The sequence below is a fragment of the Chryseobacterium arachidis genome (assembly GCF_900129245.1).
In the GTDB taxonomy this organism is placed as follows: domain Bacteria; phylum Bacteroidota; class Bacteroidia; order Flavobacteriales; family Weeksellaceae; genus Chryseobacterium; species Chryseobacterium arachidis.
This window is the reverse complement of sequence record NZ_FQUT01000003.1, coordinates 238,423-255,581: the sequence shown is the minus strand read 5'-3', so window position 1 is coordinate 255,581 and position 17,159 is coordinate 238,423. Positions and strand designations below refer to the sequence as shown.

Sequence of the window (17,159 nt, the reverse complement as noted above, 5' to 3'; positions counted from 1 at the left end):
TCATTCATAATTAAATAAGTCCCCATTCAAAAGCTTTTTTTAATAATTCCTTACTGTTTCTGGAGTGGGTTTTCGTTAAAATATTTTTCCTGTGAGTTCGGATCGTATGTTCGGATAATATAAGTATTTTTGAAATTTCCGAACCGGAATATCCTTTGGCAATAAGCGACAGAATTTCGATTTCCCGCTTGGTTAAATTAATTCCTGGTGCTTTTTCGGATTTACAAGGAATTTCGATTTTTATCCGGTGAAAATCATTGATCGTCCCAATACCTGTCACCAACACCGTGTGAGAGTTTTCTTTGGTAATATGATTAATATTTGTGTGGATATTAATCGACTGGATCAGATTTTTATGCTCATCTTCCATAGTAAGCATGGCCTGATGATGAAACAGTTCATAGTTTCCTTCTGCTGTTCTCATTCTGAAACAATAGCTGGATTTCAGATACAGCTGATGTGCTCTTCCGATTTCCATCATTTTTTCTATCACTTTTTGTTCAGCTTTTACCACAAATTCCAGATCGTCGGGATGAATGAGATCTATGATTTCTTTTAAATTCTGAGGGTATTTTTCAATTCCATGCAGCTTCAGGATATTGGGATGGTGGTGAGAAACCGTACTGTTGGTAAGGTTTAAAACATAATAATAGAACTCACCGATAGCAAACATCTCACCAAGAATCTGTTCTATTGGGGGAACCTGAGAAATCTGTCTGTTTTGCCTCTGCATACCCGGATAATTGTCCCAGATCTCAACAAGCGGATGTTTTTTTTCCTGATTATCCATAATGAAGTGCTTTTGTTAAAAATAGTTAAAATTTTCTTAAAAAATACCACAAATGGGGGATTTTTTTGTATTAAGAAATTTTTAAAATTTGTATTAACGAATAACCATGAAAGCTTTTTCTAAAACTGTTCCGTTTTCCGGTTCTATTTTCTAATTTTAAAAGCACAACTTTAAAATATACAACCAAAAATTTCAGAAATAGTTTTGATTTTTCTGTTAGCTGTTTGAAAATGATAAGCTGGAATCCTCTGCATTTGCGGAGGATTCTTTTGTGATGTATTTATTGTCATTAAAAATACCACAAAAGGGTGATTTTTTTGTATTGGAAAAATTGCAAAATTTGATATAAACTAATCATTATGAAAACTCAATTTCTATAACTGCTTTTTCTGTAGCTCTGGTTTTTGTGTTCTCTTTTTCTCTTTTAAAACTTTAACCATTAAAATAAATAATTATGAGAACAAGAATTTTATTACTATTTCTGCTTGGATGGGGAAAAATAGCTTTTGGACAGGAAATTTATGATGTTCAAAAAGAAATTGATTCCTTAAAAGAAAAATATAACAAGTCCAAAACAGAAATTCATACATTAGAAAAAGAGTTTGAGATATTAAAAGGAGAACTTACAGTAACTGTTTCAGAAGATTTAAATATTAAAATAAAAAATACGCAAAAGAAAATTCAAGAAGAGAAAAAGTCGTTCAAGAATACATATCAGCTTGTGGAGAGTTATAAAAATGTTTTAGAAAATACTAAAAAGGAAAACAAAGATAATGTGGAGCATATATTCGCTTTCTTCAAAGAAGAAGACAAAAATTGTTTTCCTGAAGCGGTAAAATCCGAAAAAATGGAAACCAAAACATATCTCTATTTTGGTGAGAATAAAATAATAGACCAGGATTTATTCGCTAATAAAAAAAGTACAGAAACAGAATTGCTAAAAAGTTTACTCTTGAATGTGGGTAAAGAAAGTTACTTAGGAGATATTACTATTCCTAAAGCTGGACAAAAGTTTCTTTTCTATAATAACGAAATGAATATCTGTACACAACAACGTTATAGTTTTCAAAAGTTGAAAGTGGAAATTAAAGACGGTTATTTTAGTGATATTATAGTTTATGTGACTGATGATTCAGGAGATGTGCATGTGTTTACAAATCAAGTAGGATTAAGCATTTTATTTTATTCTCAATATGGAAGCAGAAGATTTATGTATTACCTATATTCTATAAGAAAAGAAGATTTTACGAATGAAAATTTAGCTAATAGATATACTGATGAGGCAATGGCAGGTTTGTTGATAAAAGTTACTGATGTGATGGGGTATAGTTATAAAATAGGTAATCATTATATTCCGCAAGACTTGGCAATAGAACTTCCGCAGGACGATGTTGAAGGTAAAAAAACAAATGGTAAAAGTGGAGCGACTTATCAGATAAAGCAAGATACTTATTTGGAGAAGATCGTTGAACTCAGAGCATATACAGATTTTCTTGCATTATTTGGACAATCTCAAAATGGTTTAGCTCAAATTGAAGGTAGGGCGAAATTTTATTTGTTTCCTTATCCTTTCAGATTTTTTGGTAGTAAAAGAGTTATGGGGCAGTTAGAAGTTGTTCCCAGTATTTCTCCTTTTGTTAATTACTCTAAATTTGATGATAAATCGAAATATGTAAATCTAAATACAATAGCTGATTATCGTTTCGAATTGGTTGAAAAGCGATTTCTTACGATGGGGCTTCATTTAGAAGCTTTTAAATGGCAGCATAAAAATTCACCGGTCAGTATTTCTTTGTATGGAATTGTAGATTATAATCTTACACAAACTAATTTTGGAACTGAAGAACAACCAGATGAAGTTACTATTAAAGCATTGAAATATGGTGGAGGTATTCATTTAAATGTGAAGAGGTTTAATAATTTTGGATTTAATTACAAATTTGAATATTCTGGGTTCAATTATTTAGATTTCAATGGTGAAGCTAAATTAGAAGACGAAAATAAAAAGACTAAACTGCCGAGTTGGATTCCTGTTGCAAAACACGAAGCAGAAATATTTTATCATCCTAACGGAAATCCGAATCAAGCTATTTTCACAAGACTTATAACATATAATGATGCAGGCAAAAGTAATAATCAAGCTTTTTATCAATTCCAATTTGGTTATAAGTTTTCTATAGGAAGCAGAACTGTAAAGCAGGTTTCGGAATAAGATATCTTAATTACCCATCTATTAGATTTGAAAATCATACATAACCTTCGGTATTATGAAGGAAGTTCTGATATATATATCAGAGTTTAAGAAAAAATGGCAGACAAGATTATGTATATATAGATAAGAAAACAAAAAACAACCTCCCAATTAAGAGGTTGTTTTATATGTAAGCTAAAACTTTATTAGTTAGATAAAGAAGCAGCGTGGATTAGCATATCAACTAACTTGTTGGAATAACCCATTTCGTTGTCATACCAAGAAACAAGTTTTACAAAGTTAGGAGAAAGCATGATACCAGCATCTTTATCGAAGATTGAAGTTCTCTTATCTCCTACGAAATCCTGAGAAACTACAGCATCTTCAGTGTATCCAAGGATACCTTTCAATTCGCCTTCAGAAGCAGCTTTAATCGCAGCACAAATCTCGTCGTAAGAAGTAGCTTTTTCTAATCTTACTGTTAAATCTACTACAGAAACGTCAACCGTTGGTACTCTGAAAGACATACCTGTTAGTTTTCCGTTCAAAGAAGGGATTACTTTTCCTACCGCTTTAGCAGCACCAGTAGAAGAAGGAATAATATTGTTTAGAGCAGCTCTACCACCTCTCCAGTCTTTCATTGAAGGACCGTCAACAGTTTTCTGAGTTGCCGTTGTAGCGTGTACCGTTGTCATCAAACCTTCTACGATTCCGAAGTTATCATGGATCACTTTAGCCAAAGGAGCTAAACAGTTGGTTGTACAAGAAGCATTTGATAAGATTTTCACATCGTCAGTCAGTTCTGTGTGGTTTACACCCATTACAAACATTGGAGTATCATCTTTAGAAGGAGCAGAAAGGATTACTTTCTTAGCACCTGCAGCAATATGTTTTGCAGCACTGTCTTTATCAAGGAATAAACCGGTAGATTCTACTACGTAATCTGCACCGATTGCATCCCATTTTAGGTTACTTGGGTCTTTTTCAGCGGTTACTCTGATTCTTTTTCCGTTCACAACAAGGTCATTTCCTTCTACAGAAACTTCACCCGGGAAAATCCCGTGAACTGAATCATATTTAAGCATATAAGCCATGTATGTAGCATCGATAAGGTCATTGATTCCTACTACTTCGATGTTGTCTCTTTCAGTCATTGCTCTGAAAACAAGACGACCAATTCTACCAAACCCGTTGATACCTACTTTAATTGTTGACATAATAGTTTGTTTTAAATTATATTAAAAATATTAGATTGCTAAAATTTCTGAAATCAATAGGAGATCCTGATTAATTTCGTTGTGTTTTTTAATGGCTTCCTCAATTGGTGTATATACCAATTCGTTAGAACGCATTCCTGCCATTACATTAGTTTGCCCTTCCATTAATCCTGTTACTGCTCCGTAACCCAATCTGCTCGCCAAAACCCTGTCTGCACAACTTGGCGAACCGCCTCTCTGCATATGGCCCAAAATAGCAACACGGATGTCATAATCAGGAAATGCCTCTTTTGTTTTTTCTGCTAGTCCGTAAACGTTTTCTACTTTTTCACCTTCTGCTACTACTACGATGCTTGAAGACTTTCCTGATTTTTCGGCAATCCTGAAATTGGCGAAAAGTTCATCAATGCTGTCTTTTTTCTCAGGAATCAAAATATCCAGTGCACCAGTAGCCAATCCGCTGTTCAGCGCAATAAAACCTGCATCACGACCCATTACCTCCACAAAGAAAACCCTGTTGTGAGAAGTTGCCGTATCACGGATTTTGTCAATCGCATCCATTGCAGTATTCAGAGCGGTATCATAGCCGATGGTATTATCCGTTCCGAAAATATCATTGTCAATAGTTCCCGGTACCCCGATGACACGGATTCCGAATTCTTCATTAAAGATTTTTGCTCCTGTGAACGTTCCGTCTCCGCCGATACATACCAAGCCATCAATTCCGTATTTTACGCAATTGTCATACGCCTGCTGGCGCCCTTCTTTGGTTCTAAACTCCTGGGATCTGGCAGATTTCAGAATAGTTCCGCCCTGATTGATTATATTTTTTACGGAGCGAGGTCCCATTTTCAGGAAATCGTCGTGAATTAAGCCATTGTAGCCTTCTCTTACTCCGTAGCATTCTATGTTATAATAGTTCGCGGTTCTTACGACCGCCCTTAATGCAGCATTCATACCGGGAGAATCTCCTCCTGAGGTAAGAACTGCAATTTTTTTTACAGCACTCTCTTTCATCTAGTAAAAAATTACGAACACAAATCTACAAAAACAAGTTCAGATAATTGCAGTAACTTTATAGGAGATTTGAATATAAACGATTAAAAACTTCTAAAATTTATTATTTTGGGAAAATAGAAAGGAATATTTCCTAAAATATAGCTTTTGCATGGTTTCTGTTTAAATTTTTAATAACATGCAAATTGAATTATCATTGATTAAACTTTTGAATAATTATTTTTCAAGTAATAATTTTCCCATGCATTTGGTTGCTGAAAAATGGTTAGAAGCAAATCCGACAAAAGAAACAAATTATCTTATAAAAAAACATTGAGAACCATTCAGAAGTAGAATTAATGGATTACCGCTTTTCGGTTAAATATTTCCAATATCTTCTCGGAACATGCTGAATATGCAGTTTCAGATTTTTCCTTTCCACAATATTGGTTTTCGTGAAATACCGTTGCCAAAGCACCTGATAATTTTTTTCCTCATCGTGAAACTTCTGCTGATATTTGTTTAAATCCAGCTTTTCATCAGGATAAAAGAAATCGCAGGTTTCCAGATCATAAAGAATTCCATAGTTTCTCCTTAAGTCATAAATCATCCATTTCTGATCCTGATAACGGTCTTTAAAATGTTTCCGAATTAAAGGAACAACATTGAAATCAGGATCTATTTTTGCGAAAAAAACTCCATCCTGCATTTTTTCGAAACGGACGAAAGCGGTCATCCGATGTCTTTCGCGACTGACGGATTTGCAGATTTTGGAAATTTTTAAAATATCATCGTCGGCATAATTTTTTAAAATATTTTCATCCGGATGTTTAATAGATTGTTTTATTGCTGAAAAAATAAGCTGTTCCAATTCCGGATCCTCTGATAAATATACCTTTAACAACTCATGAATTCCCTGTTTTCCAATATTGTGCTCCAATTTGTTTAAAACTCTTTCTGCTTTGTCATTTTGAGTAATCACCTCATGAATTTCGGCAAAAATATTTTCCTGATGAAACCTTTCTCTGCTTACAATTTCCACGTCTTTGTAACGATATTCAAAAACCTCGAATATCGCGGTGAGAAGTCCGTCGAAACTGCCGTCGTAGAGTAGGGTGGTCATTTTTTTAATTTGAAAATGTGATAATTTGAAAATTAATTAATTGTTTTTGCTTTAAATCTGTCATTCTGACGAAAAATATCAAAAATTTGTGCTTTAACTGCCATTTCGAGATTATGAGATCTATTGTGTAAGTATTAGATCTTCAATCCATTGCGCCTCGTTCTGAATGACAGTATGATTGTTTTTAAAACAAAGTCAGCTGTTGTGAAAACTGATTATGAAATTTTGAAGAACTTCCGCCAATCAGCAATTTTCTCAGGTTCTGATCTGTTAAATATTTAAGGAAAGCATTTCCTGCATTAAAATCAATAAAATATTTTGCACGATTCACTGCGGCTCCCAATTTTTTTAAATGATCCATATTCAAAACCTGAAAACGTCTTGCACTCACAATTTTTTGTGCTGTTTTCACTCCAATTCCAGGAATTCTTAAAATCATCTGATAGTCTGCAGTCTGCAAATTCACAGGAAACTGATCCAGATGTCGCAAAGCCCAACTCAGTTTCGGATCGACTTCCAGATCAAGAAAAGGCATCGTTGGATCTAAAATTTCTTCGGCTTTAAAACCGTAAAAACGCATCAGCCAATCCGATTGGTATAAGCGATTCTCCCTAAGCATCGGAACTTCCGTCGTTAAAGAAGGTAATCTTTTATCCTCCAAAACCGGAACATAACCCGAATAATACACTCTTTTTAAGCTAAAATTTTTATAAAAATGATCGGCAACTTTGATGATCTGTAAATCATTTTCATTGGTTGCGCCCACAATCATTTGGGTGGATTGACCCGCCGGAGCAAACTTTGGCGTTTTTCTGAAAATCTTTTTTTCGTCTTTATATTGTGCAATTCCGTTCTGAATATATTTCATCGGATTCAGCATATCCTGTCGGTTTTTTTCAGGAGCCAGTAATTTTAATCCGCTTTCGGTAGGGATTTCGAGGTTGATGGATAAACGGTCTGCATACAAAGCAGCTTCCTGCATCAGTTCATCACTCGCTCCCGGAATCGATTTTAAATGAATGTATCCATTAAAATTCTCTTCCAAACGTAATTTTTTCGCCACACGAACCAAACGCTCCATTGTTGTGTCCGCATTTTTAAAAATTCCTGAACTTAAAAATAAACCTTCAATATAATTTCTTCGGTAAAAATTAATCGTTAAATCGACAACTTCTTCTACTGTAAAAGCCGCTCTTTTAATATCATTTGAACTTCTGGAAACGCAGTAAGCACAATCATAGATGCAATGATTGGTCAAAAGAATTTTGAGAAGCGAAACGCATCGTCCGTCTTCCGTATAGGTATGGCAAATCCCGCTTACGGAACTGTCTCCCAAAGCGCCTCTTTTATTCTTTCTCGTCCCTCCGCTGGATGAGCAGGAAACATCATATTTCGCTGCATCGGCAAGGATTTCGAGTTTTTCTTTCAGGCGGTCAAAATTCATACTTTTATAATTTTCTTACCACAAAAGTCACAATCGATCTTAATTTCTCTAAATTAAAATTATTTATTCTTTTTCTTAACATTAAGTAATTCAGTTAATTAAGATATTGTTGTTTAAGGGATCAATATGTTGATTTTTCTTAAGTTTTTTAAGCTAAATACTCTTAATTTCTTAATGTTAAATTATAAATTTAAATAGAATCTTAAATGTACTTTTTAAAATATTATATTCAACTTTTTAATTCCTAAAATGTAAAAGCTTTTGTGGTTTAAAATTCTAATTTTTATGTTCAAATTTAATTCCAAAATTGATAAATGTCAATCTTTTTTCGTGGAAGTTATCCACAGTTTACAGAGACAAAATTACTATATTTACGGTCATTAAATTTATGTTATGAATCATAAACCTGTAGAAGGTTTTTCCAAATTAACGAAACAAGGAAAAATCGATTGGCTCATCAGCGAGTATCTTGAAGGGAACAACGAATATCAAAATATATTAAACCAATACTGGAACGAAAATGTTGATTTACAGAAACTTCATGACGAATTTTCTGAAAATACGATTTCCAACTTCTACATGCCTTACGGAATTGCTCCGAATTTCCTGATTGACGGAAAATTATTTGCGCTTCCGATGGCTGTTGAGGAAAGTTCTGTTGTGGCAGCGGCTTCCAAAGCAGCAAAGTTCTGGATTGATAAAGGTGGTTTTAAAACAACAATTATCAACAATGAGAAATTAGGACACACTCATTTTATTTTTAATGTTGAACCTCACAAATTGGCTCATTTCTTTAATTTTAATTTAAAGAAAAAATTAATCGAAGCTACGAACGATATCACGGCGAATATGAGAAATCGCGGTGGTGGAATTTTAGATATTAAATTGATCGATAAAACTTCCGAAATGCCGAATTATTACCAGTTGAAAGCAAGTTTCGATACGGTAGATTCGATGGGAGCGAACTTTATTAATTCTTGTCTGGAACAGTTCGGAAAAACATTGAAGCAGGAAGTGGCAATCTGTGAAGATTTTTCACAGGAAGAAAAGAATACTTTGCAGATTGTGATGAATATCCTTTCCAACTTCACACCGGATTGTATCGTAAGAGCTGAGGTTTCTTGTAAAATTGATGATTTAAAAGACGACAGTGGAATTTCCAACGAGGAATTTGCTGCAAAATTCAAACAGGCGGTAACGATTGCAGAGATCGAGCCTTTCCGTGCAACGACTCACAATAAAGGAATTATGAATGGAGTAGATGCTGTGGTCATTGCAACTGGAAATGACTTTAGAGCCACGGAAGCCTGTGCACACGCATACGCAGCGAGAAATGGAAAATATTCTTCTTTAACGCATTGTACAACCGATAACGGAATTTTCAGATTCTGGATCGATCTTCCGATTTCTGTAGGAGTTGTGGGCGGTTTGACAAATCTTCACCCTTTGGTAAAATTCTCTTTAGCTCTTCTTGGTAAACCTTCTGCTCAGGAACTGATGAGTATTTTGGCGGTTTCAGGTCTGGCTCAGAATTTTGGAGCGTTACGTTCTTTGGTAACAACGGGAATTCAGAAAGGTCACATGAAAATGCATTTGCTGAATATTTTAAACCAATTAGGTGCTACAGAAGAAGAGAAACAACATTTTGTGACCTATTTTAAGGATAAAACAGTGAGTCATCATGAGGTGATCCATGAGTTTAACAGGTTAAGAGAAAGATAATGCTGCAAATTATACTGTCTGTATTTTTTATTGCTTTTGGGATATTTCTTAAAAAAACAAACCATCCCGGCTTCAGGAGTTCAAAGGGGCTTTGGAAGATTTTTGTGATCTTGGGAGGTGCGATATTAATCAGTAAAATAATATCAAATTTTATACATTTTTTATAGTGAAAAAGAAATTTTTATTTTTTCTGCTGATTTCCGGGTTGATTTTTTCACAACAGAAAAATATAACCATCAAGAATTTATCGCCCAAAACAGAGAGTTTTGCTTTTCCGCAGGTTTCTTATCCTCAAAATCCAAGAATAGAAAATAAAATCAATACTTTTTTGCAGGTTGATCAATTAGAACATATTCCCGGAGCCGGGGGAAGCACTTCGCAGGCAGCTTCGTCCGGAAAAACGTTTTATTCCAAGTATAGTTATTTTTACTGGGAAAAGATGGAATCTCCTAAAAATATTTTGAGCATTGCGATGGATGGTGAATTCTCCGGCGCCAATCCGGAAGATTTTTCAATCTGGAGGAATTTTGATCTGAGAACCGGAAATTTAATTAATGTTAAAGATCTTTTTCAGCCCAATGCTGTGAAAACAATAGAAGACTTAATTCAGAAAAGCATCAAAAAAGAAATCAGTGATTTTCTTGCACAACTAAAAGCAGAGAAAAATCCTACTCAGGAAATTTTGGATCAGATTGCTCTTTATGAAGGATGCTATACCCATCATACTTTGGGAGGTGTCGGATATTATTTTGCAGAAAATAAAATCAGATTTATCGCTGGGAGATGTGCCAATCGTGCAAAGAGGCAGCTGGATGAACTGGATTATTATGTCATCGAGTTTCCTTACCAAGAACTGGAGAAATATTGGAGTCCGTATGCGAAAAATTTATTGTCAGATTCAGACAAAATTGATGCAACCAGCCTTAGTCATAAACTCTATAAAGGAACTATTGACGGAAAATATCCGATCACTGTTTTAATTGGTGATGTGTATGGTGAAGGAGAACTTTCTGTTTCTGCAAAATATTGGTATGATCATAAGAAAAAACTGATTGAATGGCACGGAAATCTGAAAGGAAATCATTTATCACTTTTGGAAAGCGATTATTATAGCGAGGAAACTCGTATGTGGATCTTAAAAGCCGCAATAGAAGCAGATTTGAAAGGTAATAAAATTACAGGATCCTGGCAGGATGAGAAAACAAAAAAATATTTAAAACTGGAATTAGAAGAATTATAAAATGAAAACAATTACTTTAGTTTTTGGTGCCGTTTACGGTATGTTATCCGTTATTTTAGGGGCATTCGGTGCGCACGCTTTAAAGAAAATTCTATCTGTAGAAAGGCTGGAAAGCTTTGAAACAGGAGTGAGATATCAAATGTATGCTGCTTTCTTTTTATTGATTGTCGGCTACATTTTGAAGTTTGAAACCAAAACCGAAAGTTGGATTTCGTGGTTAATGATTTTCGGAACAATGCTGTTTTCTTTTAGTATTTATGGATTAAGCATGCAGGATTATCTAGGGACAAACTTGAAATTTTTAGGTCCAATTACTCCGCTTGGAGGCTTGCTAATGATCTTAAGCTGGGGAATTTTGATTCTTTACTTTGCGAAGAATAAAATGTAAAATACAATAAAAAAGTTCAGGCGTAAACCTGAACTTTTTGTTTTTACAAAGAAAAATTCTCCTTCATCCATTTCAGTTTATTAAAGCTTTTCAGAAATTTAGTTTTAATGGAAATAAATTTTTCCTGTGCATCAATCACTTTATTTTCCCTTGAATTGATCAGAAAAAGTGAGCTTTCTCCATTGCTGTATTTTGTTTCTTCAGCATATAAAAGCCTTTGATAATTAGTGAGATTATTTTCCGAAAGATCAATCTGACTATGATAATTCATCAGTTCATTTTTGTACGTTTCGATTTTTGTATCCAATTCTCTTTTTTTCATTTGGGTATCCAGCTGGTTTTGATTGATTTTAATCTTGGCCATCTGATAACTGGCTCTTGCTTCTCTTTGAAATACAGGAATTTCAAGCTTTAAACCATATTGGAAATTATTGTCAAAAAGAGGAAGGTAATCCGCACGGTAGTTTTCTTTATTGAAGAAATTATAGGTAAAATCTAATTTGGGCAGGAAACTTTGCCATTTCAGTTTTCGTTCGCTTTCCAGGATATTATTTTTCTGATTGTAATATAAAATTGATAAATGACTGTTCGTTTCCATATTTTTAAATTCCTGCAAAAGAAATTCAAAATCAGAATAGGCAGCATGATCAGAAAGTTGGTCTGAAGGATAAAAAAGCTGTGAAATTTCAAATAATTCCTGCCCGTCTTTCCATAAAAATACCTGAAGCTGCTGTGTACTTTTTACAAAATTAAGATAGGCATCTCTCTGTTGAAGTTCAAAGCTTTGCAACTGCGAAACGGCTTCAACTGTATCTATGGCTGGCCTTTCTCCATATTCAAAAGTTTTTTTGGTAAGCTGTAAACGATCTTTATTAATGTCGACGATTTTAGATTTTAGTTTATAAATTTCATAATACTGTACCCATTCCCAATATGTGTTTTCGGCTTCTAAAAGAAGATCATTCGTAAGAACAGCCTGTTCGGCTTCGGTCATTTTTTGTGCAAATTTTGCCTGATCCAATACCGCCCTTCGTTTATCATACAATAGATTTTTAGCTAAAGGAACCGTAATTCCCATTTGATACAATCCGCCTTTGGTATCACTGGAATTCAATTTTTCACCGTCCAAATAATTGTAACTTCCTGTTACTTCAATTCCGTACCAGGTTGGAATACCCAGTTCCACATTTTTCTGTTCATAATATTTTGTTCCGTCAATATTTTTTTCACCCAGCTTGGCTCCTAAAACAGGGTCAAAACTTCCTCTTGCTTTTGTGATTTCAGCTTCTGCCATCTTATTTTGAAGCCGATATTTTAAAGCAAGCGGATGATAATTTTTAACCACAGAAATAAATTCCTGAACTGAAATTTTCAGTGAATCCTGCGCAAAACTGCATTGAAAAAATAATAAAAGAAGCGTAAAAATAATTTTATTTAGCCTTTTCATCTTTGCCTGCTTTTTCATTTTTTACTTCATAATAATCCGGTGGAAAACCATTGATGTTTCGCCATAATTCATACCAGATCGGTACATCATTCAGAATGGCAATCCCTTGTACTCCTGTTCCCATCTTGATCTTGGGTGGCCATCTTTTTTCTTTTTTATCTTCAATCACTAATGCTTTGAAAAGTCCGTTCACGCTTATATTACTTTCTACTGCAATCACTTTTCCTGCAAATGTTCCGTAGCTTGAATTAGGCCATCCCGAAAAGACAATCGCAGGAAAACCATCGAAAATACACATGACACGCTGCCCTTCTTTTATTAATGGAAGGTCGACTGGTTTGATATAAATTTCCACGGCATGATCTACAACGGTTGGAACAATAGTCCCGATATTTTCACCATCTTTCAAAATCTCTCCGATTCCCGCTTTGTTCAGCTGCACAATCTGCCCGTCCTGAGAAGCAATAATGAAGTATAAACCTTGCCTTGCCCTATAATTAGCAACCTGATTTTCAAGTTTGGCAATATCTCCATCGCTTCCTTCAATCTGTCCCATACTCTGAAAACGTTCGCCTTCAATCTTACTTAGCTTTTCAGTATAATCCTGAATAACAGAATTTTGTTCGATGCCGACATTTACAATTTCCTGACGCGTTTGAGCCACTTTATTTTCTGAAGATGTTTTTTTTGCCACTGCATTTTGATAGGAAATGCTTCTTTGTTGAAACTGCGTAAGAGAAACCAAACCTTCATCATACATTTTTTTCTGTCTGGCAAACTGGTCTTCGGAAAGTTTCAGCTCATTTTTAACAGCTTCCAGTTCTGCTTCTTCACCTACAAGCTTATTATTCAGCTGGCTGATCTTTATTTTTAACTGATTTAATTTTAAATCTCTTGTTGCATTTAAAGCTTCAAGCTGACTTTTTGCTGTTCCTACTTTCGCTTCGTAATAGTCCCGCACTCCTTTTTTAGCATCTACCTGTTCCTGCGTTCTCTGCACCAAAAGCGGATCTAAATAGTCATCTTTTATCTCCGAAAGCTGAAGCAATGTATCTCCCTTCTTTACATAATCCCCATTTTTCACATTCCATTTGGTGATTTTTCCGGGAATAGGGGAGTTAAGCTGCTGAGGTCTCTGTTCCTGATATAAAGAACTTACATTACCTCTAACTTTTATATTTTGTGTCCAGGGAAGGAATAAAGTGATGATTCCACCAATCAGGATAAATAAAAACCATCGTTTTACCCTAGATTTTTTATGAATATGATATATTTTGTCGAATGAATGTAGTTTCATTTTGCTGAAATTTTATGATAGAATTTTTAAAGTACCGTTCTCCATGTGAATATGCTGATCCGCGATCTCCAACAGGTTTTTATCCTGCGAAACAATAATAATCGTGGTTTTTTCTTTTTTAACTTGAAGATACTGCATCATTTTTTCCTGATGTTCTGGCTGCAATCCGGCAAACGGATTTTCTAAAATAATGAGTCTTTTTTCTCCTAAAAGAGCTCTAAGAAGCAGTATTTTTTTCTTTGAACTAAACGTAATTTCAGAATCTGTCTCGCTGATCTCTGTGAAAAAACCGCTGCTGAAAAGGCTTGAAATATTTTCAATTCCAATGTGTTCGGAAAGATCAAGGATATCTTCAGTCGTACTTTCTGTATTTCCTAGCAGAATGTTTTCTTTTACATTTCCCTGAATGACTTTCATATTTTCCAGATACAAACCAATAGAATTTCGCATCTTCTGCTTATCTATATTCTGTAAAGGAATTTTATCGAAAAGAATGGTTCCTGAAGTTGGTTCGAAAAATCCGGCGACCATATTCAGCAAAAGAGATTTTCCGGTTCCTAATTTTCCGGTTAAAACCGTGATGCTGTTTTCTTTTATTTTAAAATTAACGTTTGAAAGAATAGGTGTACTGTCGTTGAAAGAGAAGTTTACATTTTTAAACTCAATTTCAGTTCCTTTTTCTTTTTGAGAAAGAACAATTTCGCCATTTTTTTCTTCTTTAAGATCCGTAATTTTGGAAAGTTTCGCAAAAGAAGCAATAAGGTCATAGTAGCTTTCAAGGCTTACAATCAGTTTTTCAACTGCCGCCATAATGCTTAAAACAACAATTTCTGTGGCAATAAAAGCTCCGATATTCAGTTTCTGGTTAATCAATAAATATGTCCCGATTGCAAGCATTGCCAAGGTGATAATCACTTTAAAAGCAATAATGGTTTTGTATTGAAAAACAAGAACCTTAAAGTGAGAAGTTCTGTGATCAAGGTATTCCACCACGCGGTCGTCTGTACCTTTAAGATGAGCAGCGCTTTCAGAATGCATTTTGAATGTCTTTACCGATCCTGCAATATCTTCTATCCAGGCTGCCGTGTCGTATTTTTTGTTGCTTTCTTCAATGCTTGATGTAATTCCGCTTTCCATTGTATAACGAAAAATGATAATGACACAGATCACAACCAAAGCCCCGAATGCCAAAAACCATGGATGATAAAAAGAAAGCAGTAAAATTCCGAAGAAAATCTGGATCAATGCAGTCGGAATTTCCAATAAGATTTTAGAAACACCTTTCTGAAGATTCTGAATGTCAAAAAAACGATTAACGAGCTCAGGAAGGTAATATTTTCTGGCGTAGGAAAGATCGATTTTAGGAATCTTTTCGGCAAAAGCAATAGAAAATTCAACATATATTTTCTGCTGTATTTTCTCAATAATTTCGATAACTTTTAGCCTGAAATAGCCGACAAGCCATGTCCCAATAACGACAAAAAATATTAGGATATAAATGGAAGTGGCCATCGTGGCACCCATCACAAAACTCACGATAGACTGTATTCCCAAAGGAATGCTTAACGAGACAAGCCCGTTTAAAATAGCATAAAAATAAATGTTGGTAACGTCTTTTTTCTCTTTGGTGATGTATCTCAGGAGTTTCAGTCCATATTCATTTGCTGTTGCCGCCATTTTATATAGATAAATTAATTGATAGAAGTTTTCCGGAAATCTTTTAAAAAGCCCGAATTTAATAGCATTAATTATCAATATTGTATGTAGTGTGTATCGCTGGAAATAGAAATCTTCTTTCTACTATTTTGGAGGCACAAAGATAATGGATGTCGTTGGTTTTTATCTTTTAACAAGATTAGAATATGATTAAAATCTGATTAGAATTTTTGAGTTATCATGCGGAAAAGCTTTTTGTTACACCCTAAAACAGAGAAATTTTCATTAATATCAATATGAAACTTTCTTATTGCGTTAAAAGTTCCACAAATTTCTTTTTAACCTTGTTCATTTTTATTAAATTTGTCAACCTTTAACTATTAAAATAAAATAATAAAAATAATATGAATCTTCACGAGTATCAATCAAAAGAGATTTTATCAAAGTATGGAGTAGCTATCCAACGTGGTTTCGTTGCAAACAACGTAGATGAAGCTGTAGCTGCTGCTGAAAAACTAACTGCTGAAACAGGCGCTCAGGGATGGGTAGTAAAAGCTCAGATCCACGCTGGTGGCCGTGGTAAAGGTGGGGGTGTAAAGTTTTCTCCAAACATGGATAAGCTTAAAGAAAACGCTCAGAACATTATCGGAATGCAGTTGATTACTCCTCAGACTTCTGCTGAAGGTAAAAAAGTAAATTCTGTTTTGGTTGCAGAGGATGTATATTATCCTGGTGAGTCAGAAACTAAAGAATTTTATGTTTCTATTCTTTTAGACAGAGCTGAAGGTAAAAATACAATCGTATATTCTACTGAAGGTGGGATGGATATCGAGCACGTGGCTGAAGTAACTCCTCATTTAATTCACAATGAATTAATTGATCCTGCTTTGGGTCTTCAAGGTTTCCAGGCTAGAAAAATCGCTTTCAATCTAGGTCTTGAAGGAAATGCTTTCAAAGAATTTGTGAAATTTATCTCTTCTTTATATAATGCTTATGTAGGAATTGATGCTTCTCTTTTTGAAATCAACCCTGTATTGAAAACATCTGATAACAAAATTATCGCTGTAGATGCTAAAGTAACTTTGGATGGTAATTCATTATACCGTCACAAAGATCTTGCTGAGCTTAGAGATACAAGAGAGGAAGATCCTTTGGATGTTGAAGCGGGTGAAGCTGGTCTTAACTTCGTAAAACTAGACGGTAACGTTGCTTGTATGGTAAACGGAGCGGGTCTTGCAATGGCAACGATGGATATCATCAAATTATCTGGTGGTAACCCTGCAAACTTCCTGGACGTTGGAGGTACTGCAGATGCTGCAAGAGTAAAAACTGCTTTTGAGATCATACTAAGAGATTCAAACGTAAAAGCGATCTTAATCAACATCTTCGGAGGTATCGTAAGATGTGACAGAGTAGCACAAGGGGTTGTAGATGCTTACCACGCAATGGGAAGCCTTCCTGTTCCGTTGATCGTAAGATTACAAGGAACTAACGCTGTTGAAGCTAAAAAATTAATTGACGAGGCTGGATTGCCAATTCACTCTGCAATTACTTTGGAAGAAGCTGCAAACAAGGTAAAAGAAGTTTTAGCTTAGTCTAAAATCTTTATATAAAAGTAAAACCGTTTCATTTTTGGAACGGTTTTTTC

13 protein-coding genes are annotated in these 17,159 nt (G+C 34.7%); 5 read left to right on the top strand and 8 right to left on the bottom strand.

Features of this window, described 5'->3' with window-relative positions; all coding sequences use genetic code 11:
• Window positions 1–10: 10 nt before the first annotated feature.
• The gene (locus BUA89_RS07440; protein ID WP_072955053.1) at window positions 11–790 is read right to left on the bottom strand and encodes a response regulator transcription factor; all 780 of its coding nucleotides are present in this window, start codon (window positions 788–790) and stop codon (window positions 11–13) included.
• A gap of 454 nt (window positions 791–1,244) precedes the next feature.
• Here BUA89_RS07440 and BUA89_RS07435 point away from each other — a divergent pair, with 454 nt between their 5' ends.
• Complete coding sequence (locus BUA89_RS07435) at window positions 1,245–3,002, top strand: hypothetical protein (RefSeq protein ID WP_072955049.1); 1,758 nt, start codon at window positions 1,245–1,247, stop codon at window positions 3,000–3,002.
• Window positions 3,003–3,187: 185 nt separating this feature from the next.
• On the opposite strand, the gene gap is transcribed toward BUA89_RS07435, so the two are convergent.
• The 4 genes from gap to BUA89_RS07415 form a co-directional block, all read right to left on the bottom strand.
• Complete coding sequence (gap, locus tag BUA89_RS07430; protein WP_072955044.1) at window positions 3,188–4,198, bottom strand: type I glyceraldehyde-3-phosphate dehydrogenase; 1,011 nt, start codon at window positions 4,196–4,198, stop codon at window positions 3,188–3,190.
• A 30-nt stretch (window positions 4,199–4,228) separates the two neighbouring features.
• Entirely contained in the window at window positions 4,229–5,215 is a 987-nt protein-coding gene (pfkA, locus tag BUA89_RS07425) for a 6-phosphofructokinase (RefSeq protein ID WP_072955041.1), read from the bottom strand.
• A 343-nt stretch (window positions 5,216–5,558) separates the two neighbouring features.
• Window positions 5,559–6,317 (bottom strand): TIGR03915 family putative DNA repair protein, encoded by a 759-nt coding sequence (locus tag BUA89_RS07420; RefSeq protein WP_072955038.1) that lies wholly within the window; start codon window positions 6,315–6,317, stop codon window positions 5,559–5,561.
• Window positions 6,318–6,501: 184 nt separating this feature from the next.
• Window positions 6,502–7,761 carry a putative DNA modification/repair radical SAM protein gene (locus BUA89_RS07415; protein ID WP_072955034.1) on the bottom strand — a complete coding sequence of 420 codons (1,260 nt, stop codon included), beginning with the start codon at window positions 7,759–7,761 and terminating at the stop codon, window positions 6,502–6,504.
• 393 nt (window positions 7,762–8,154) lie between these two features.
• Between BUA89_RS07415 and BUA89_RS07410 the strand changes: the two genes are divergently transcribed.
• The 3 genes from BUA89_RS07410 to BUA89_RS07400 all read left to right on the top strand — a co-directional run bounded on the left by BUA89_RS07410 (window position 8,155) and on the right by BUA89_RS07400 (window position 11,111).
• Window positions 8,155–9,483: a hydroxymethylglutaryl-CoA reductase, degradative gene (locus BUA89_RS07410; RefSeq protein ID WP_072955031.1), complete on the top strand. Its 1,329-nt coding sequence runs from the start codon at window positions 8,155–8,157 to the stop codon at window positions 9,481–9,483.
• Window positions 9,484–9,649: 166 nt separating this feature from the next.
• On the top strand, window positions 9,650–10,723 hold the full coding sequence (locus BUA89_RS07405; protein WP_072955027.1) for a hypothetical protein: 1,074 nt from the start codon (window positions 9,650–9,652) through the stop codon (window positions 10,721–10,723).
• Between the two features lies 1 nt (window position 10,724).
• Window positions 10,725–11,111 carry a DUF423 domain-containing protein gene (locus tag BUA89_RS07400; RefSeq protein WP_072955024.1) on the top strand — a complete coding sequence of 129 codons (387 nt, stop codon included), beginning with the start codon at window positions 10,725–10,727 and terminating at the stop codon, window positions 11,109–11,111.
• Window positions 11,112–11,154: 43 nt separating this feature from the next.
• Here BUA89_RS07400 and BUA89_RS07395 read toward each other — a convergent pair whose 3' ends face one another.
• From BUA89_RS07395 to BUA89_RS07385, 3 genes are read right to left on the bottom strand one after another with little or no spacing between them, the layout of a single operon-like run.
• A complete protein-coding gene (locus tag BUA89_RS07395) occupies window positions 11,155–12,576 on the bottom strand; it encodes a TolC family protein (protein ID WP_083531630.1) in 1,422 nt (473 codons plus the stop codon).
• Window positions 12,542–13,855, bottom strand: coding sequence for an HlyD family secretion protein (locus tag BUA89_RS07390; RefSeq protein WP_072955021.1), 1,314 nt, complete (start codon window positions 13,853–13,855; stop codon window positions 12,542–12,544). The genes BUA89_RS07395 and BUA89_RS07390 overlap by 35 nt, the downstream gene beginning before the upstream one ends.
• A gap of 12 nt (window positions 13,856–13,867) precedes the next feature.
• Window positions 13,868–15,532, bottom strand: a complete 1,665-nt coding sequence (locus BUA89_RS07385) for a peptidase domain-containing ABC transporter (RefSeq protein ID WP_072955779.1) — start codon at window positions 15,530–15,532, stop codon at window positions 13,868–13,870.
• Window positions 15,533–15,915: 383 nt separating this feature from the next.
• On the opposite strand from BUA89_RS07385, the gene sucC reads away from it, so the two are divergent.
• Window positions 15,916–17,106 (top strand): ADP-forming succinate--CoA ligase subunit beta, encoded by a 1,191-nt coding sequence (sucC, locus tag BUA89_RS07380; RefSeq protein ID WP_072955018.1) that lies wholly within the window; start codon window positions 15,916–15,918, stop codon window positions 17,104–17,106.
• The last annotated feature ends 53 nt before the right edge of the window (window positions 17,107–17,159 follow it).